Origin of the sequence: Actinosynnema sp. NPDC020468 (assembly GCF_040642015.1) — a bacterium.
GTDB lineage: Bacteria > Actinomycetota > Actinomycetes > Mycobacteriales > Pseudonocardiaceae > Actinosynnema.
Genome location: NZ_JBFAEO010000073.1, coordinates 1 through 17,281, shown reverse-complemented (window position 1 = coordinate 17,281; position 17,281 = coordinate 1). Strand labels below are relative to the sequence as shown.

The following is a 17,281-nucleotide window of genomic DNA, read 5'->3' as shown; positions in this document are numbered from 1 at the left end:
CGCCCCCGCTAGCTAGGAGTCCTCACCCGACCACGCGCGGCGATGACCTGCTTCGCCTTCTCGAACCCGTCGGGTCCGAGCACCCGCATGGCCGCGGTCTTGGCCAAGTATCTGGCCGAGTCGCGCGCGACCCGCAAGGGATGTCCCACGAACCGGTCACGTGCCAACACCGGGCCGCCGGGTTCTGCTACGTCGTCCAGCGAGTCGCCGAACAACGGCCGGTACGGCGCGGGCGAGACGAGCCGGCCGCGAGTGCGATTGCTCACGTTCCCGCCGTGCACGACCTGGAGCCAGCCGGGCGCCCCGCCCACCGAGACGACCTCGGCGTGCCGGTCCAACCGGTTGTGCCAGTCGGCCCAGCAGGTGATCGGCGCGTCCCAGCCCTCCCGGATCGAGGCGAACGCGTTGTGCTTGTCGTGGTGCGCGAACAACCCCGCCGGGCTCTTCACCAACCCGTTCGCCAGGTACAGCGCGGTCCGCCTCCCCGTCGACGGCACGCCCTGGAGCCGGGCCACGAAATTCGCGGCCACGCCGTCGTCGTTGTCCAGGTTGGTGGTGAGCAGTTCTTCACCCTTGACAGGGAACAACTCCCCGATGTCCGACGCCAGGTCCTCCTTGCCGACCTGGGTGCGGAAGATCGGCTTGTAGGCGTCGCCGTGCGACTTGATCCGGTGCTTCAACCACTCCGGGCTCTCCGGGTCGAAGTAGATGATCCACCTGAAGTTGTCGGTGGTCTGCGCCGCCACCGAGGGCAGGCAGTACCGCTCGAACAGCCCGACGCGCTCGGTCAACCACCCCTCCCGCGCCCGCACGATGCTCTCCGCACCGACGGACGGCAGGTTGAAGCGCGTCAGAATGACGTGGTCCATCACGACCCCTTCCGTTGTCCCGTACATCGGTATCCGGGCCGCGCCGTTAACGATCCGCCGCCGCGCACGATGTGTAAGGCGTGACAGAGCCCTCGGCACGACCAACGGTCGACGTCGTCATCCCCTGCTACAACTACGCGCGTTTCCTCCGGGCATGTGTGAACAGCGTGCTGGACCAACCGGGCGTGGACGTGCGGGTGCTGATCATCGACGACACCTCCTCCGACGACACCCCTGAAGTGATGGCGGAGCTGACCAAGGACCCCCGGGTCGAAGGGCGCAGGCACGAGGTCAACCAGGGGCACATCGCCACCTACAACGAAGGCCTGCTGGAGTGGGCCAAGGCCGACTACACCGTGCTGCTGTCCGCGGACGACCTGTTGGCGCCGGGCGCGCTCGCCCGCGCGGCGGAGGTGTTCCAGGCCAACCCGAACGTCGGGATGGTCTACGGGCGTGTCGTTTATTACCAGGACCACGACGACCTGCCGTCCATCGTCACGCCGCCCGCGGGCACGACCGTCTGGTCCGGTGTGGACTGGATCGAGAACCGCTGCCGCACGGGCCAGAACGTGCTCTCCTCGCCCGAGGCCGTGGTCCGCACCTCGATCCAGCACCAGGTCGGCGGCTACCGGCCGGACCTGCCGCACGCGGGCGACCTGGAGATGTGGATGCGGATCGCCGCGGTCTCGGACATCGGGTACGTGCGGGGCAAACCCGCCGCGTACTACCGGGTCCACCAGCAGAGCATGTTCCGCACCCAGTTCTCCTCGGTGTTCGCCGACCTGGAGCAGCGCCAGGCGGTGTTCGACCGGTTCTTCTCCGAGCACCCCGACCTGCCGCCGCGGCTCAAGGCGCTGGCGAACCGGTCCATCGCGAAGGACGCGCTGTGGCGCGCGGTCCGCGCCTACGACCGGGACAAGGTCGCCGACATCCCGGTGGACGAGCTGGTCTCCTTCGCCAAGGACGTCTACGGCGACACCGCGCGACTGCCCGAGTACCGCGCGTTGCGCCGCCGCAAGGCGTTGGGGGCGCGGGTGTGCAGCCGCACCCAGGTGTTCGTCGGCGCGCACCTGGTGAAGCGCGGGCGCGGTCTGGTCAGCAAGCAGGTCTGGAAGTGGCGCGGGCAGTGACCACCCTGGAGGGCAAGGTCACCTCGGCGATCCGCTGGAGCGCGATCAACAGCCTGTTGCAGCGGGTCAGCCAGGTCGGCATCGGCATCCTCATCGCGAGGCTGGTCGCGCCCGAGCAGTTCGGCGTCTTCGCGGTCGCCCTCGTGGTGCTCAACATCGTGCTGAGCATCAGCGAGATGGGCGTCAGCGTCGCGCTGGTGCGCACCGACAAGCCGGTGGCGGAGCTCGCGCCGACGGTCACCACGCTGTCCATCACGTCGGGTTGCCTGCTCGCGGGCATCTGCGTGGTCGGCGCGCCGTGGTTCGCGGAGATGATGGACACCCCGCAGGCCGCGGGCGTGATCCAGCTCATGTCCGTGGCACTGGTCATCGCGGGCGCCTCGGCGGTGCCGGGCGCGTTGCTGCAACGGGAGTTCCGGCAGGACCACAAGTTCGCCGCCGACACCTCCGCGTTCGTGCTCGGCACGATCACCGTGGTCGTGCTGGCGCTGCTCGGCTTCGGCGCGTGGAGCCTCGCGTGGTCGCGCATCGTGACCAACCTGACCGCCGCCGTGGTCATGTTCGTCTTCACCAAGGAGCGGTACCGGCCGGGCTGGGACACCGCGAAGGCGCGCGAGGCGCTGGCGTTCGGCGTGCCGCTGGCCGGCGCGAGCCTGCTGGTGCTCGGCGTGATGAACGTCGACTACCTGATGGTCGGCTCGATCCTCGGCACCGTGCCGCTCGGCTACTACCTGCTGGCGTTCAACCTGGCGAACTGGCCCGTCGGCGCGTTCTCGCAGCCGGTGCGCAGCGTCTCGCTGTCGGCGTTCTCCCAGGTGCGCGACGACCCCGAGGTGTTCCAGCGCACGTTCTCCCGCGCGTTGCGGCTGCTGGCGCTGGCGACGGTGCCGGCGTGCGTGCTGCTGGCCACGCTGGCCGACCCGATCGTGCGGGTGCTCTACGGCGAGGTGTGGGCGCCCGCGGCGACCGCGCTGGCGCTGCTGGTGCTGCTCGGCGCGTTCCGGGTGGCCCTCGAACTCGGGTACGACCTGCTGGCGAGCGTCGGGCGGTCGCGGGCCATCCTGGTGATCCACCTGCTGTGGATGGGCGCGCTCGTGCCGCTGCTCGCCCTGGGCGCGCACCTCGACGGCATCCGCGGCGTGGCGGCGGCCCAGAGCGTCGTGGTGCTCGTGTTCATCGTCCCCGCCTACCTCTACGCGTTCCGGCCCTACGGGCTGCGGGCGCGGGCGCTGGGAGCGGCCGTGGCACGACCGGCGCTCGGCGGTCTGGTGATGATCGCCGTCGCGCTCGGGGTGCAGTGGCTCTTCGCCGACCCCGTGGTGCGCCTGCTGGCGGGCGGCGCGTTGTCGGTGGCCGCGTACGGCGCCGTCGTCTTCCCCCTGCGCCACGAGGTGCTGGGGCTGCTGCGAAGGAGCAAGGCGTGAGCATTGCCCGGACGTTCCGGCGACGCGCGCACCAGGTGCGGCGGATCGTGGCGGACCAGGGGGTGAAGCAGCTCGGCGCGCGGGCGCTGCGCAACGCCGCGAAGCGGCTCAACGCGGACGCCGAGGTGTTCCCGGTCCGGCTGGAGGACGTGCGCGCGGCCGACGTGTCGCTGCGCAGGCCCGTCGTGGTGCCGCCGGTGCCCGCCGACGGCACGCTGACCGTGAACTGGGTCAGCACGCCGCCGTCACCCGGTTCCGGCGGCCACACCACGATGTTCCGGCTGATCGAGCACCTGGAGTCGGTCGGCCACACCTGCCGGCTCTACCTCTACGACGTGTACGGCAGCCGTGCCGTGGACCACATCCCGACGATCCGCTCGGCGTTCCCCGGTTTCCGGGGCGAGATCCTGGACGTCACCGAGGGCATGGCCGACGCGCACGCCGTGTTCGCCACCGCGTGGATGACCGCGTACCCGGCGTTCACCGACCCGTGCGCGGGCAAGCGGTTCTACCTCGTGCAGGACTACGAGCCGTGGTTCTACCCGGTGGGCGGGCTGTCCGGGCTGGCCGAGAACACCTACCGGATGGGCTTCCACGGCTTCACCGCCGGCCGGTTCCTGGCCGAGAAGGTGCGCGCGGACCTGGACATGCCGGCCGACTGGTTCGACTTCGGCTGCGACACCGACCGGTACCACCTCAAGGACGGCGTGAAGCGGGACGGCGTGGTGTTCTACGCGCGTCGGCTCGCGCCGCGCCGGGCCATCGAGATCGGGTTGCTGGCGCTGGAGGTCTTCGCCGAGCGGCACCCCGACGTGGTGATCCACACCTACGGCGAGAAGATCGGCTCGATCGGCCCCAACCACGTCGACCACGGCCTGGTGTCGCCGGACGCGCTGAACGACATCTACAACCGCTGCTACGCGGGCCTCACGCTGTCCATGACGAACGTCTCCCTGGTGCCGCACGAGATGCTGGCCGCGGGCTGCGTGCCGGTGGTCAACGACGCGCCGCACAACCGGACCGTGCTGGACAACGACCACGTCGTCTACGCGCCGGCCACCCCGCACGACCTGGCCCGCGCGCTGTCCGCCGTGGTGTCCACACCGGACTTCGACCAGGTCGCGAAGGTGTCGTCGGCCAGCGTGTCCGGCCGGTCCTGGGAAGCGGCCGGACACGAGCTGGAGAAGGTGCTCAGGCGGGAACTGCCGGCTTGACCGCCGGTCGGCGTGGGTTCTGGATCCACCGCATCGCGGGCAGTTCCACGACCCGGTGCAGGACCCACGCCGCCACCAGCGACACCAGCAGCAGCCCGACCGACGTGCCGATCGCCACCGGAAGGCCGCGACCACCCAGGTGCAGCGCGGACTCCGCCATCCTGATCACGATCTGGTGCACCAGGTAGAAGGCGAACGAGATCTCGCCGAGGAACACCGCCGTGCGACCGCGCCACGGCGACCGCGCGCCGGCCACGTCGGCGGCCGCGGCGGTGGCGATGAGCACCGCCAGCGGGATCACCGTGCCCGCCACGTAGCTGAAGCTGTCCGGCAGGTAACCCGAGCCGACGTAGCCGACGACCGCGAACAGACTCGCCTGCCACAGCGCGAGCCGCGGCCACAACCCCTCGCGGACCACCCGAGCCAGCACCATGCCCAGCGCGAACTCCAGCGCGCGGGTGACCGGGAACACGTACACGAACCAGTACTCCAGGTCCGCCGGCATCGGCATGGCGATCGCCGGTACCGCGAGCACCCCCGCCGTCAGCAGGCCCGCGGCGAGCCACAGCCGGCCGCGCGGGATCCGGTTCACGCCCTTGAGCAGCAACGGGAACGCGGCGTAGAACGCGGCCTCGCAGGACAGCGACCACGCGGGCGTGTTCACCCCGAAGTAGACCGATTGCACCGGAACCCACGCCTGGAGCAGGAACAGCCCCAGCACCGCGGCCACCACCGACACCCCGGTCGTCGCGGCGAGCCCGGCCGCCGCCACCAGCCACACCACGACGTGGTTGGGCAGCACCTTCGCCGCCCGCCGCCGCCACGAGGTGCGCGCGGACGTGCCGGGGCGCGCGGACCAGGTGAGCACGAACCCGGACAGCAGGAAGAAGAAGCCGACGCCGGTGGCGCCCTGGCCGAACACCGCGTCCACCACAGGTTCCGCGCCGGTGCCGGCGAACAGCCCGCCGGTGTGCAGGTGGAAGCCGAACACCACGAACGCCGCGACGAAGCGCAGCCCGGTGAGCGAGGGCAGCCGGCTGACCGGCGCCGTGCCTGCCGTCACCGGGTCACCCCTGCCGGGGGAACTGGTAGACGTGGAACCCGTACGCGGCGAAGGAGTCCACGATCTTCCCGTCCTTGATCGGCACGGTGCGGTTCTCGTCCACGACCCTCGCCTCGCCCTCCCGCACCGGCACGGTGATCTCCGCCTTGGTCTCGCCGGAGGTCGTCTTCGCCTTGGTGCCGTCGGCCTGCGCCAGCACGTAGTGGTCCTCGCCGACGACCTTGTGCAGCGTGGTGACCGGGATCCCGTTGTCGCCCTTGGCCGACACGCCGGTCAGGCCGGGCGCGTTGAGCACCGGCGCGAGCTTCTGCAACCGCGCGTTGAGCTTCGTCAGCCGCTCGGCGATCTCCGGCCGGGTCACCGCGCTCGCGTACTCGCCGCCGCCACCGGGGAAGAAGCTGTGCGCGAAGTAGTTGATGCCGTTGGCGCCGTGCACGATCACGTTCCACACCGCGGACTCGACCTGGTCCGGCGTGATGCTCGAGCCCTTCTCGTGCGGGTGCCCGGTCTCCACGAACCCGTAGATCGGCTTGTCCGGGCCGCACCACTTGCGCATGGTGTCGATCACCTGACCGTAGGTGTACGCGCCGCTCTTGTCCGCCTCCGGGTGCGTCCACCCGTAGTAGTCCGCCGACGCGATGTCCGCGGCCTGGCAGTAGGTCCGCATGTCGGTCTCGTAGTCCTTCTCGATGTAGCCGTAGCCGACACCGCCGTCGGGCGTGCCCATCCACACCCCGAAGTTGATGAACGTCGGCCGCGACGGGTCCTGCTTGCGGACCTCGTCGGCCTGCTGGAGGATCGCCGACGGCTGCATCTCGGGGTGGAACCGGTCGCCCAGCGCCTTCTGCATGTCCGGCTCGTCGGCCACCAGGTAGCCCAGGAAGTGCTTGGCCTTGTCCGGTTCCGCGAGCACCTTCTCGACCTTGCTCGGCGAGACGTAGGCCTTCCAGTCCGTCTCGTAGAGCGCGTCCTTGCGGCGGTACCACCACTCGTCGTCCCACAGGCCCAGCGTCGCCGGCACGCCGACGTCCTTGTACGCGGCGCCGGTCAGCCGGCCCGCGTCCATGCCGGACGGGTCCTGCATCCACACCGTGATCGGGAAGACGTTCGGGTCGCCGGTCGGGTTCGGGCCGTTGGACCACTTCTTGTAGTACTGGGGTCCGGGTCCTCCCGGCAGGCCGACGGACGACGGCTCCGGTCCGGTGGGCGCGGGCGAGGCCGTGCACCCGACCAGGAGTGCGGCCAGCGCGAGCAGGGACAGCTTGCGGGACAAGGGGACACCCTCCGATAGGTGAGTCTCCCGGTGTATCGCCCGGCGGCGGTCAGACGTTGCTCACAGCGGCGAGGGCGACGTGGCGTCCGCCACCAACATCGCCGCCGGCGCGGACCCGTCGGCCGGCACGGTGTGGATCGCGGCCAACCGCGCGTCCTTCGGGACGCCCGCGAACGCCAGGTGGCCGTCGTCCAGCCAGGTCGCCTGGTCGTCGATCCCGGCCGTTCCGGGCAGCCGCTTCTCGGTGCCGGTGGCGAGGTCGAGCACGGCCAGGTCCCACGGGCCCAGTCGGCTGATGCGCTTCTTGTAGGCGACCTTCGTCCCGTCGGGTGACAGCGACGGGCACTCGGCGTCACGGCGCAGTGACGTCACGCTCTTGGCCTCCAGGTCGCCCTTGACCAACCACGTGTAACCGCCCGACGCCAGCGTGGCGTAGAACGTGCGGTCGTCCGAACCGACCGTGAGGCCCCAGTAGTTGATGTCCGAGGCGGTCAGCGGCGCACCCTCCACAGTGGCCGCGAAGTGCTCGATCGACTCCACCACGGTGTTCGTGCGCACGTCGTAGTAGCCGGTGCGGGTGGAGAAGCCGCCGGGCACCGAGTAGGAGTCGCCCGTCACGAACGACGTCCACGACACCACCTGGCCCGACGCCGACACCTTCGCGCGCGACGGCACTCCGGGCAGCGGCACGGTCTTGAGCACCCGGCCACCCCGGGTGATCTCCGCCGCGTACGTCGGACCGGGTCCGGCCAGCTTCAGGCACACCGTCGTGCCCGCCGCGCGGTACACCCGCACGCAGGACAACTCCGTGCCGCCGCGCGAGGTCGGGGTGGCGCGCGCCACTTCCTCCACCCGGCTGCGGCCGTCGCCGAGTTCCACGAACATGAGGTCCGCCGAACCGGACGAAGCCACCGGGGTGGGGGAAACCCCGCGCACGACCGAGGTCACATAAGCCACGCCGGCCCCGACGACCAGTACGATGGCGACCACGGCGAAAACGACGCGCCGCGAGCCCAAGTCCATCACCACCATTTGTAACGACAAGGCGCGAGTCGGCCGATTTCCAGGGTAGCAAGCCCTCGCGGATGCATACGCAGGGTAAACGTGGATCGGGGAGCGGATGGACTTCTGGGGCGCCGTGCGGACACTGCGCAGGCGGTGGTACATCGCGCTGCCCGCCGCGCTGCTCGCCGTGGGTGTGGCAGGCGGCGTGTTCCTGTCGATCCCCACGCGGTACCAGTCGACAGGTGTCATGGTCCTCACCACACCGGCGGCCGGCGGCACGTTCTCGCAGAAGGTCTCGCCGGACGAGGCGGTCAAGATCAACCCGCTGCTCGCGTTCGACGGCAGCCTCGCGACCACCTCGCAGATCATGGCGCAGATCCTGATGGACCCGAAGACCCGTGAAGAGGGTCTCGGCATCCCGAAGGACTCGCCGGACAGCTACACGGCGACCGGTGGTGGCCAGAACGGGCCGTTCTTCTTCGTCACGGGCGAGAGCAACACGCCCGAGGACTCGGAGAAGATGGTGACCAAGGTGCTGGACTTCGCGGCGAAGCAGCTCGACGACCAGCAGCGCAAGCTGAAGGCGCCGGAGTCGACGTTCATCACCTCGCAGGTGATCGTGAACCCGACCGAGGCGCAGGCGCAGATCGGCGGCAAGGTCCGCTACGCGGGCGCGGCCTTCGTCCTGCTGATGCTGTTGACGACGGCGGCGACGTTCGGCGCGGACAGCATCATCAACAACGTCAAGCGCCGCAAGGCGAAGGAGGCGGGCGAGGCCGAGCAGGCCGAGCCGACGCCGACCGAGCCCGAGGCGAAGAAACCCGAACCGGCGGCTGCCGGGGCCACCGCGTCCGGCAACGGCAACGGTGACGCCCGTCGGTCCGCTCCCGCGCAGGCTCCGGTCCGCCGGTTGCCGACCGCGAGCGAGCAGACCGTGAAGGTGAGCGCGGTCAACGCCCAGTCGAGCCCGCTCGGCACCCCGGCGGCGCCGGGTGACCGGCGCGTGCCGCAGGGTCAGCGCGGTCAGGCGGGCACGGGTCAGGGTGGAACGGGTCAGCCGGGTGTGCCGGGCAGCGGTGGCGGTCAGGCAGGGGGCGCGCGCCCGCCCGCCAAGGCCAAACCGACGGCGTCGGAGCAGACCGTGAAGATCGCGGCACCGCCCCAGCGCGCGTCGGCCAACCCGGGGTGGCCGACCTCCGACGACAGATCCTGACCACCGTGGCGAAGTTGCCGCTCCAGCGTGAGCCCGGCCTGCGCCAGCGCGCCGACGGGGCCACGCTGGTCTGCGCGTACCTGTTGGCGCTGCTGATCATCCCGGCGCGGCTGGTGCTGTCGTTCGTGCCGATGACCCTGCCGCCGGCGCTGGTGATCGCGCTGATGCTCGGCGTGCTGTGGCTGGCCACCCAGATGGTGGACTCGCTCGGCATGGCCAAGGGGCACAACCTGGTCCGCTGGGCGGTGGCGCTGTACCTGGCCTCGCACCTGGCGACCTACGCGGTGGCGACCCGGCGCGGGTTGCCGATCGACGAGTTGACCACCGCGGACAGCAGCATCATCCGGATCGTGGCGACGATCAGCGTCGCGGTGTTCATCTGCGACGCGATCCGGACCAAGGCGCGGCTGGACCGGGTGATGAAGCTGATCCTGGTGTGCGTGGCCATCATCGCGTTCGTCGGCCTGGTGCAGTTCGGCGCGGGCGTCGACCTGGCGAGCTACGTGAGCATCCCGGGGTTGCGCGCGCAGGAGAACGGTTACGCGGCCATGGAGTCGCGGTCGATCTTCCGCCGGCCGACGGGCACCACCAACCACCCCATCGAGTACGGCCTGGTGTGCGCGATGGCGGTGCCGCTGGGCGCGCACTACGTGTTCAAGGCCAAGGACGAGGGCACGCCGCACGTGCGGTGGCTGGTGTGCCTGGCGCTGTGCGGCCTGGGCGCGATGACCGCGTTGTCCCGCACCGCGATCCTGGGCATGACGGTGGCCGGGCTCGTCATGATCATCACGTTGCCGCGCAAGCGCAAGATCACGACGTTGGTGGTGGGCGGCGGCTTCTTCCTCGGCGCGAGCCTGGTCGTGCCCGGCCTGTTCGGCACGTTGCGCGGCATGTTCTCCAACATCTCCGACGACCCGAGCATCAAGGCCCGCACCGCGGACTACGCGCAGGCCTACGAGCAGATCGACCTGAACCCGTGGCTGGGCCGGGGTTTCGGCACGTTCCTGCCGAGCAAGTACACGATCCTGGACAACCAGTTCCTGCTCTCCATGATCGAGAACGGCTACCTGGGCCTGGCCGCGCTCATCACGATGTTCCTGGCCGCCGCCGTCGCCGCGATCCGGATCAGGATGATCAGCGACGACGAACACCTGAAGAGCCTGGCGAGCTGCCTGTTGGCGGCCGTCCTGGCGGGCGGCATCGCGGCCGGCACCTTCGACCTGCTGGGCTTCGGCGTGGCCACCGGCCTGATCTTCGCGATGATCGGCCTGACGGGCGCCGCGCTGCGCCTGGCCCGCACGCCCGACTGACCCGGCGGTTCGGGGGCTCGGGGTCGGCCGCGCGCGGTGGCCGGACGACGCGCTCCCGGGCCACGGGCGGGGCCGCGCAGGTCGCTCCGCACCACTCGTGGTGGCCGGAGGGGTTCGCGCGCCGAGTGCGGGTACCGCCGAGCGCCCACCGGTGCCGGCCGAACTCCCGGCGCTCGCGCACCACCCCGGTGCGCCAAGGCGAGCCCCCAGCGGGCCGAACTCCGAGTGCTCGCGCAACCCCCTGGTACGCCAAGGCGAACCCGGGCGTAGGTCGTGCGGTCCGACCACCGGACCCCACAACCCGAGGCGCGCCCCAGCGCCGGCCGAACTCCGAGCGCTCGCGCAACCCCCTAGTACGCCAAGGCGGAACCGGGCGCAGGTCGTGCGGTTCCGACCACCGGACCGCACAACCCGAGGCGCGCCCCAGCGCCGGCCGAACTCCGGGTGCTCGCACAACCCCTGGTGCGCCAAGGCGAACCCGGGCGCTGGTTGTGCGGTTCCGATCAGCGGACCGCACAACCCGCGGCGGGTCAGGCGGGGGTCAGGCCCTTGTCGCCCTCGGTGTAGCGGTTCGCGCAGTCCGGGCATTGCAGGGTCGCGTCGAGGCGCTGGCCGCACGCGCAGACCCAACCCTTGTGGCGGGCCGGGTTGCCGGCCACGAACGCGTGCGCCGGCACGTCCTTCGTCACCACGGAACCCGCCGCGGCGAAGGCGTGCTCGCCGATCTCCACACCGCACACCACCACGGTGCCCGCGCCCAGCGACGCCCCGCGGCGCACGACCGTCGACAGCAGGTCGTCGCCGGTGCGCCGGATCGCCGCGCGCGGCCGGAGGTCGTTGGTGAACAGCACGTTCGGCCCGAGGAACACCTCGTCCTCGCACACCACGCCGTCGAACACCAGGGTGCCGTTCTTGACCGTCACCCGGTCGCCCAGCACCGCCTTGTTCTCCACGAACGCGCCGTCGCAGATGTTGCAGTCCCGCCCGATCTTCGCGCCCGGCAGCACGTGCGCGAACGCCCACACCCGGGTGCCCTCGCCCACGTCCTCGCTCTCGCACAAACCCTTGGGGTGCACGAAAACACTCATCGCAACGCCTCCGCCAACGCCGACACGACCCGTTCCTGCTGCGCCGGGGTGATCTCCGGGAACAGCGGCAGGGACAGGATGCCACCGGCGACGGCCTCGGCGACCGGGAAGTCACCCGGCGCGTGGCCGAGCGACTCGAACGCGCCGGTCAGGTGCACGGGCGTCGGGTAGTGGATGCCCGCGCCGACACCGGCCGCGTGCAGCGCCGCCAGCACCCGGTCGCGCTCGGGCACCTGCACCACGTACAGGTGCCACACCGGCAGGTTGCCCTCCAGCACCACCGGCACGACCACGTCCGGCACCGACGCCAGCAGCTCGGTGTACCGCTCCGCCGCCGCCCGCCGGGCCGCGTTCCAGCCCTCGAGCCGGCGCAGCTTGGCCGACAGCACGACGGCCTGCAACGTGTCGAGCCGGCTGTTGAAGCCCAGCACCGAGTGCTCGTACTTGCGCGGCGACCCGTGCTCGCGCAGCAACCGCACCGCCGCGGCCAACGACGCCGACTTGGTCAGCACCGCGCCGCCGTCGCCGTACGCGCCCAGGTTCTTGCCCGGGTAGAACGACGTCGCGGCGATGTCGCCCAGCCCGCCGACGGGCACGTCGTGCCGCCGGGCGCCCTGGGCCTGCGCCGCGTCCTCGACGATCGGCAGGTCGCCGACCACCGCGCGCAACTCCTCGACCGGCGCGGCCTGCCCGTACAGGTGCACCGGCAGCACCGCCTTGGTGCGGGCCGACAGCGCGTCGCCGACCAGCGAGACGTCGATCAGCCCCGTCTCGGCCACGCAGTCCACCAGCACCGGCGTCGCGCCGGCCCGGGCCACCGCCTCGGCGGTGGCGATGAACGTGTTGGCCGGGATGACGCACTCGTCGCCCGGCCCGATCTCCAGGGCGCGCAACGCCAACTCGATGGCGTCCGTGCCGTTCGCGACCGCGACGCAGTGCGCCACGCCTTGGTAGCCCGCGAACTCCTCCTCGAACGCGGCCACCTGGCGACCACCGATGAACGCGGTGGTCTTGAGCACCTCCGCCCAGCCGTCGGCGACCTCGTCGGCCACCTGTTCGTGCTGCGCGCGCAGGTCCACCAGCGGGATGTCGATCACGAACCGTTCCCCTCTCGCAACCGTCTGGCGGGGACTCCCGCCCAGACCTGACCCTCGGGCACGTCGGTGAGCACCACGGAACCCATGCCCACCACCGCGCCCGCGCCGATCGTCACACCCTCCCGGACCGACGAACCCTGTCCGAGGTAGGCGCTCTCCCCGACCCGAACCGCTCCACCCAGCGACGCCCGGCCGGCGAACGTCACGCCGTCGCCGACCTCGTCGTCGTGGGTGATCAACACGTGCGGCATCGCGACGACGTGCGCCCCCAAGCGCAGCGGCGTCGTCACGGCCACACCCGCCAGCAGGACCGTTCCCGGCCCCACGGCGGCACCCTGGGCCACGAACGCCCCGGGATGCACCAAAGACGCCCACCTGTCCTCCGCGAGCCCCAGCCGGCGGACCACGGCCATCCGGCCGAGCGGGCGTCGGGCCGACGCGATGCACACCAGCACCGCCGCGTCGGCCCTCTCGTGGACGAGCTCCGACCCGCCGAGCACGGGCAGACCGTCCAGGTCCGCACCGTGCCGCGACGGGTCGTCGTCCAGCGCTCCCACGGGCTTCCACTCCTCCGGCAGGAGCCGGGCGGCCGCGAGCACCTCGCGGGCCAACCCTCCCCCACCGACCAGCAGCAGCGGCCGTGGCGTCATGCGTTCCCCCTTCGCGAAAAGCCGGCCGGGTCCATTGTGGACCCGGCCGGCGGTCGTCAGCTGGTCGTGAAGACCACGTCGACCCAATAGTGGTTGCCCTGGTAGCTGTTCGTCGGGAACCCGGTTCCCGAGGTGAACAGGCCGTTGCGACTCAGCTCGTCCGTCGCCGGGGACGACAGCGGCCCCGACGTCACGGTGTAGCCGCCGTAGTAGCCGAAGTTCACCGAGTAGTGGCCGTTGGGCACGGTGTACGAGGCGACGTACGTGGTGCCCGCGGTCACCGCCAGCGGGGTGGCGAAGGTCAGGGTCTGCCAGCCGCTCGCGGTCTCACCCGTGAACGTGCCGGTCTTGAGCGACTGACCGTCGTTGCTCCACACGGTCCCGGTGTGGGTGCCGGTGTTGCCCGCGCCCTTGTAGAACTTCACCCCGGTGATCGACCCGTTCACCGACGGGGTGAACCGGACGCCCATCTCGTACGCGCCGCCGTCGTCCGCCGACTGCACCGTGGGCACCGTCGCCGAGCTGAACAGCGAGCACGGGCAGGTCGGCGTGGTGGTCGTGGTGAACGACCACGTCAGCGGCGCCGCCATCAGGTTGCCGCCGAGGTCGGCCGCCCGCACCGCCACCGTGTACCGGGTCGACGGCGCCAGCGGGGCGGACGGCGTGAACAGCACCGTCTGCTGGTCCGCGGACCTCGTCAGCGCGCCGGAGATCGACGCGCCACCCGGGTCGGTGACCGAGAACTGCGTGTTGGTCAGGTCGACCTTCTCGTCGAACGACGCGGTCACCTGGGTGTTCAGCGGCACGGCGGTCGCGTCGGTCAGCGGGGTGTGACCCGAGCTGACCGGCGGCGTGGTGTCCGCGTTGGGCGTGTAGACCACGTCGACCCAGTAGTTGTTGCCCTGGTAGGACGAGGTCGGGAAGCCGCCGCCCGGCATGAACACGCCGTTCGGCCTGCCGTCGCCGGTCGCGGGCGCGGTCAGCGGGTTCGCGGTGACACCCGTGGCCTGGAAGTAGCCCTGGTCGATCGCGTAGTGCCCGGCCGGCGCGTAGTACGACGCGGTGTAGACCAGACCCGGCGCGACCGTCACCGGCGTGGCGAAGGTCAGCGTCTGCCAGCCGTTCACCGTCTCGCCGGTGAACGTGCCGGTGGCCAGCCGCACGCCGGCGGCGGACCACAGCGAACCGGTGTGCGTGCCGGTGTTGCCCTCACCCTTGTAGAACTTCACGCCGGTGATCTGGCCGCTCTGCGTCGGGCTGAACCGGACGCCCAGCTCGTACGCGCCGCTGTCGTCGGCCGACGTCGTCGTCGGCACGGTCGCCGTGCTGAACAGCGAGCACGGGCACGACGCCGTCGTGGACGTGGTGAACGACCAGGTCGCGGTCGAGGTCATCGAGTTGCCGTTGACGTCGGCCAGCAGCACGCTCGCGGTGTAGCGGGTGTTCGGCTTGAGCGGACCGGTCGGCGTCCACGTCACGGTCTTCTGGTCGCCGGAGAGCGCCACCGTGCCGTAGAGCTTCGCGCCGCCCGGGTCGGACAGCCAGATCTGCGTGGACGCGGGGTCCATCGCCTCGGAGAACCCGAGCGACAGCGAGGAGTTCAGGCCGACGCCCGTCGCGTCCACACCCGGCGAGCGGGTGTTGAGCACGGGCGGCGTCGTGTCGCCGTTGAGGCCGTTGCGGTAGACCACGTCGACCCAGTAGTTCGCCGAGTTGTACGACGCGTTCGGGAAACCGCCGCCCGCGCCGTAGCGGTACAGGCCGTTCGCACCGTCCGTGCCGTTGGACAGCGCCCGGATCGCGCCGTAGCTCGCGCTCTGGCCCTGGAAGTACCCCGGCGTCACCGCGTAGTGCCCGGCGGGCGCGTAGTACGACACCACGTAGGTGGTGTTGGCCTGCACGACCACGGGCGAGCCGAAGGTCAGCGTCTGCCAACCGGACGCGGTCTCACCGGTGAACGTGCCGGTCGCGAGCAGCAGGCCCGAGGAGGACCACAGCGAGCCGGTGTGCGTGCCGGTGTTGCCCGCGCCCTTGTAGAAGCGGACGCCCAGCACCTCGCCCTTGCCGTTGAACCGGACCTTGGTGCCCAGCTCGACGGCGGAGGCGTCGTCCGCGGCGGCCGTCGCCGGCGTCGCGAAGTCGTCCCACACCGAGCACGGGCACGTCGCCGGTCGGGTCGAGCCGGTCTTGAACGTCCAGTTGTAGACCGGGGTCTCGTTGCCCGCGGCGTCCTTGACCTTGACCGACGCGGTGTAGGTGGTGCCGGCCGTGAGCGCCGCGTTCGGGGTGAACTGGGCGGTCTTGTTGTTGCCGGTGACCGAGGTCGTGCCGGCGACCGCGCCGGACGGGCCGGTGAGCGTGAAGACCACGCTGCCCGGGTTGACCGCCTCGTCGTAGGTCGCGCTCAGCGTCGGGGTGAGCCCGATGCTGGCCGCGTTCGCGAGCGGCGAGGTGTTCGCCAGCTCGGGCGCGCGGGTGTCGGGACCGGGGTCCGGCGCCCACAGCACGTCGACCCAGTAGTTGCTGTCCTGCGAGCTGACCGTCGGGAAGCCCGCGCCGGAGCGGAACACGCCGTTCGCGCCGTCGACGCCGGTTTGCAGGCCGGTCAGCGGCTCCAGGTACTTCGAGGAGCGGCTGAAGTACTCGGTGTCGACCGAGAAGTGCCCGGTCGGCGACAGGTAGGACACGACGTAGGTGGTGTTCGCGTCGACCGCGACGGGCACCGGGAACGTCAGGGTCTGCCAGCCGGAGGCGGTCTCGTTCTGGAACGTGCCGGTGGCCAGCTGCTGGCCGGTCGAGGACCACAGCGTGCCGGTGTGCGTGCCGCTGTTGTTGGGGCCCTTGTAGAACTTGATGCCGCGCACGTAGCCCGCGGAGCTGGAGCGCCACTTGACGCCCAGTTCCAGCGCGCTGCCGTCCGAGCTGTCCGGGACCTTCGGCGCCTCGGTGGCCGCGAACAGGCCGCACGGGCAGGTGCGGGCGTTCACGCCGGGCGACGCGGTGGCCGGGGTGGAGAGGTTGAGCGAGTCGTCCACGGCGCGGACGCGCAGCTGCGCGGGCCCGGACCCGGACGGCGTGTAGGTGTAGGTCCACGCGCTCTGGCCCGCCTGCCAGGTGGCCGGGTGCCAGCGCACGCCGCCGTCGGTGGACACCTCGACGCCGGTGACGAGACCGCCGGCGTCGGTGACCGTGCCGGAGAACGTGTAGGGCTGGCCGACCGCGGAGGTGGCCGGGACGTTGGTGTAGTTCACCGTCGGCGCGGTGGTGTCGGTGATGCCGGCGGACTGCACCAGACCGGACTGCAACGTGCTCGCCTGCACGCCCATGTCGGCCAGGAAGTTGATCGTGGCCTGCTTGATCCGCACGTCCGAGGTGGGCGTGTTGGTCTGGAACGCGTGCTCGTCGTCGACGCCCCAGGCCCACTGCACGGTGCCCGCGCCGAAGACCAGCGCGCCGCTGGGCGCCTTGTAGTAGGTGATCGCGTGCGTCGCGGTGTCCGGCGCGTAGTAGTCGCCGTGGTTCTGGAGCACGTACGGGCCGTCGTTCATGACCACGGTGGTGCGCGAGAACTGGCCGACGCCCGCGGGCTGGTACCCGTTGTCCGGCACGGTGTTCCACTCGTAGCCGAGCGTTCCGGGCTGGAAGGTGTAGGTCGAGCCCGCGGTCAGGTTCTGCAACGAGGTGTTGCGCCAGAGTCTGAGCTTGCCGTACGCGGCCGGCACCTGGAGCGAGTCGTCGCGTCGACCGTTGACCATGAAGATGTTGCCCAGCAGGGCGTTCTCCGGCCGACCACCGTCCTGCGGCGGGCTGTAGCGCGGGTCGCGCCACGTGCCGGTCCAGTCGTTGAGTCCGTCGTTCTGGGTGCCCTTGGTCTCCTTGAAGGAGGCGATGGTGCGCCAGTCGGTCTGGGAGGAGTCGATGCTCTTCTCCCACCGGGTCTTCCAG

At 71.0% G+C, this 17,281-nt stretch carries 13 protein-coding genes; 5 read left to right on the top strand and 8 right to left on the bottom strand.

Going from position 1 to position 17,281, the window contains the following annotated elements; genetic code table 11:
• Positions 1-8: 8 nt before the first annotated feature.
• Positions 9-869: a glycosyltransferase gene (locus AB0G50_RS33680; RefSeq protein WP_360117320.1), complete on the bottom strand. Its 861-nt coding sequence runs from the start codon at positions 867-869 to the stop codon at positions 9-11.
• A gap of 80 nt (positions 870-949) precedes the next feature.
• On the opposite strand from AB0G50_RS33680, the gene AB0G50_RS33675 reads away from it, so the two are divergent.
• Genes AB0G50_RS33675 through AB0G50_RS33665 form a run of 3 tightly spaced genes read left to right on the top strand, consistent with a single transcriptional unit; the run spans position 950 to position 4,637 of the window.
• Positions 950-1,999 (top strand): glycosyltransferase, encoded by a 1,050-nt coding sequence (locus tag AB0G50_RS33675; RefSeq protein WP_360117317.1) that lies wholly within the window; start codon positions 950-952, stop codon positions 1,997-1,999.
• Positions 1,984-3,423, top strand: a complete 1,440-nt coding sequence (locus AB0G50_RS33670) for a lipopolysaccharide biosynthesis protein (protein WP_360117314.1) — start codon at positions 1,984-1,986, stop codon at positions 3,421-3,423. Before AB0G50_RS33675 ends, AB0G50_RS33670 begins: the two co-directional genes overlap by 16 nt.
• Positions 3,420-4,637 carry a glycosyltransferase family 1 protein gene (locus tag AB0G50_RS33665; RefSeq protein ID WP_360117311.1) on the top strand — a complete coding sequence of 406 codons (1,218 nt, stop codon included), beginning with the start codon at positions 3,420-3,422 and terminating at the stop codon, positions 4,635-4,637. The genes AB0G50_RS33670 and AB0G50_RS33665 overlap by 4 nt, the downstream gene beginning before the upstream one ends.
• Here the strand turns inward: AB0G50_RS33665 and AB0G50_RS33660 are convergent.
• Genes AB0G50_RS33660 through AB0G50_RS33650 form a run of 3 tightly spaced genes read right to left on the bottom strand, consistent with a single transcriptional unit; the run spans position 4,615 to position 7,963 of the window.
• Positions 4,615-5,700: an acyltransferase gene (locus AB0G50_RS33660; RefSeq protein WP_360117308.1), complete on the bottom strand. Its 1,086-nt coding sequence runs from the start codon at positions 5,698-5,700 to the stop codon at positions 4,615-4,617. The genes AB0G50_RS33665 and AB0G50_RS33660 overlap by 23 nt on opposite strands.
• Positions 5,701-5,704: 4 nt before the next feature.
• On the bottom strand, positions 5,705-6,973 hold the full coding sequence (locus tag AB0G50_RS33655) for a beta-galactosidase (protein ID WP_360117305.1): 1,269 nt from the start codon (positions 6,971-6,973) through the stop codon (positions 5,705-5,707).
• Positions 6,974-7,033: 60 nt separating this feature from the next.
• Positions 7,034-7,963 carry a hypothetical protein gene (locus AB0G50_RS33650; RefSeq protein ID WP_360117302.1) on the bottom strand — a complete coding sequence of 310 codons (930 nt, stop codon included), beginning with the start codon at positions 7,961-7,963 and terminating at the stop codon, positions 7,034-7,036.
• 130 nt (positions 7,964-8,093) lie between these two features.
• On the opposite strand from AB0G50_RS33650, the gene AB0G50_RS33645 reads away from it, so the two are divergent.
• Entirely contained in the window at positions 8,094-9,191 is a 1,098-nt protein-coding gene (locus AB0G50_RS33645; protein ID WP_360117299.1) for a hypothetical protein, read from the top strand.
• Positions 9,192-9,196: 5 nt separating this feature from the next.
• Positions 9,197-10,501, top strand: coding sequence for an O-antigen ligase family protein (locus tag AB0G50_RS33640; protein WP_360117296.1), 1,305 nt, complete (start codon positions 9,197-9,199; stop codon positions 10,499-10,501).
• A gap of 530 nt (positions 10,502-11,031) precedes the next feature.
• Here the strand turns inward: AB0G50_RS33640 and AB0G50_RS33635 are convergent.
• The 4 genes from AB0G50_RS33635 to AB0G50_RS33620 all read right to left on the bottom strand — a co-directional run.
• Positions 11,032-11,589 (bottom strand): acyltransferase, encoded by a 558-nt coding sequence (locus tag AB0G50_RS33635; protein ID WP_360117293.1) that lies wholly within the window; start codon positions 11,587-11,589, stop codon positions 11,032-11,034.
• A complete protein-coding gene (locus tag AB0G50_RS33630) occupies positions 11,586-12,686 on the bottom strand; it encodes a DegT/DnrJ/EryC1/StrS family aminotransferase (protein WP_360117291.1) in 1,101 nt (366 codons plus the stop codon). Before AB0G50_RS33630 ends, AB0G50_RS33635 begins: the two co-directional genes overlap by 4 nt.
• Positions 12,683-13,336: a NeuD/PglB/VioB family sugar acetyltransferase gene (locus AB0G50_RS33625; protein WP_360117288.1), complete on the bottom strand. Its 654-nt coding sequence runs from the start codon at positions 13,334-13,336 to the stop codon at positions 12,683-12,685. The genes AB0G50_RS33630 and AB0G50_RS33625 overlap by 4 nt, the downstream gene beginning before the upstream one ends.
• Before the next feature lie 56 nt (positions 13,337-13,392).
• On the bottom strand, positions 13,393-17,281 hold a 3,889-nt coding region (locus AB0G50_RS33620; protein WP_360117285.1), incomplete at its 5' end, for a DUF4082 domain-containing protein.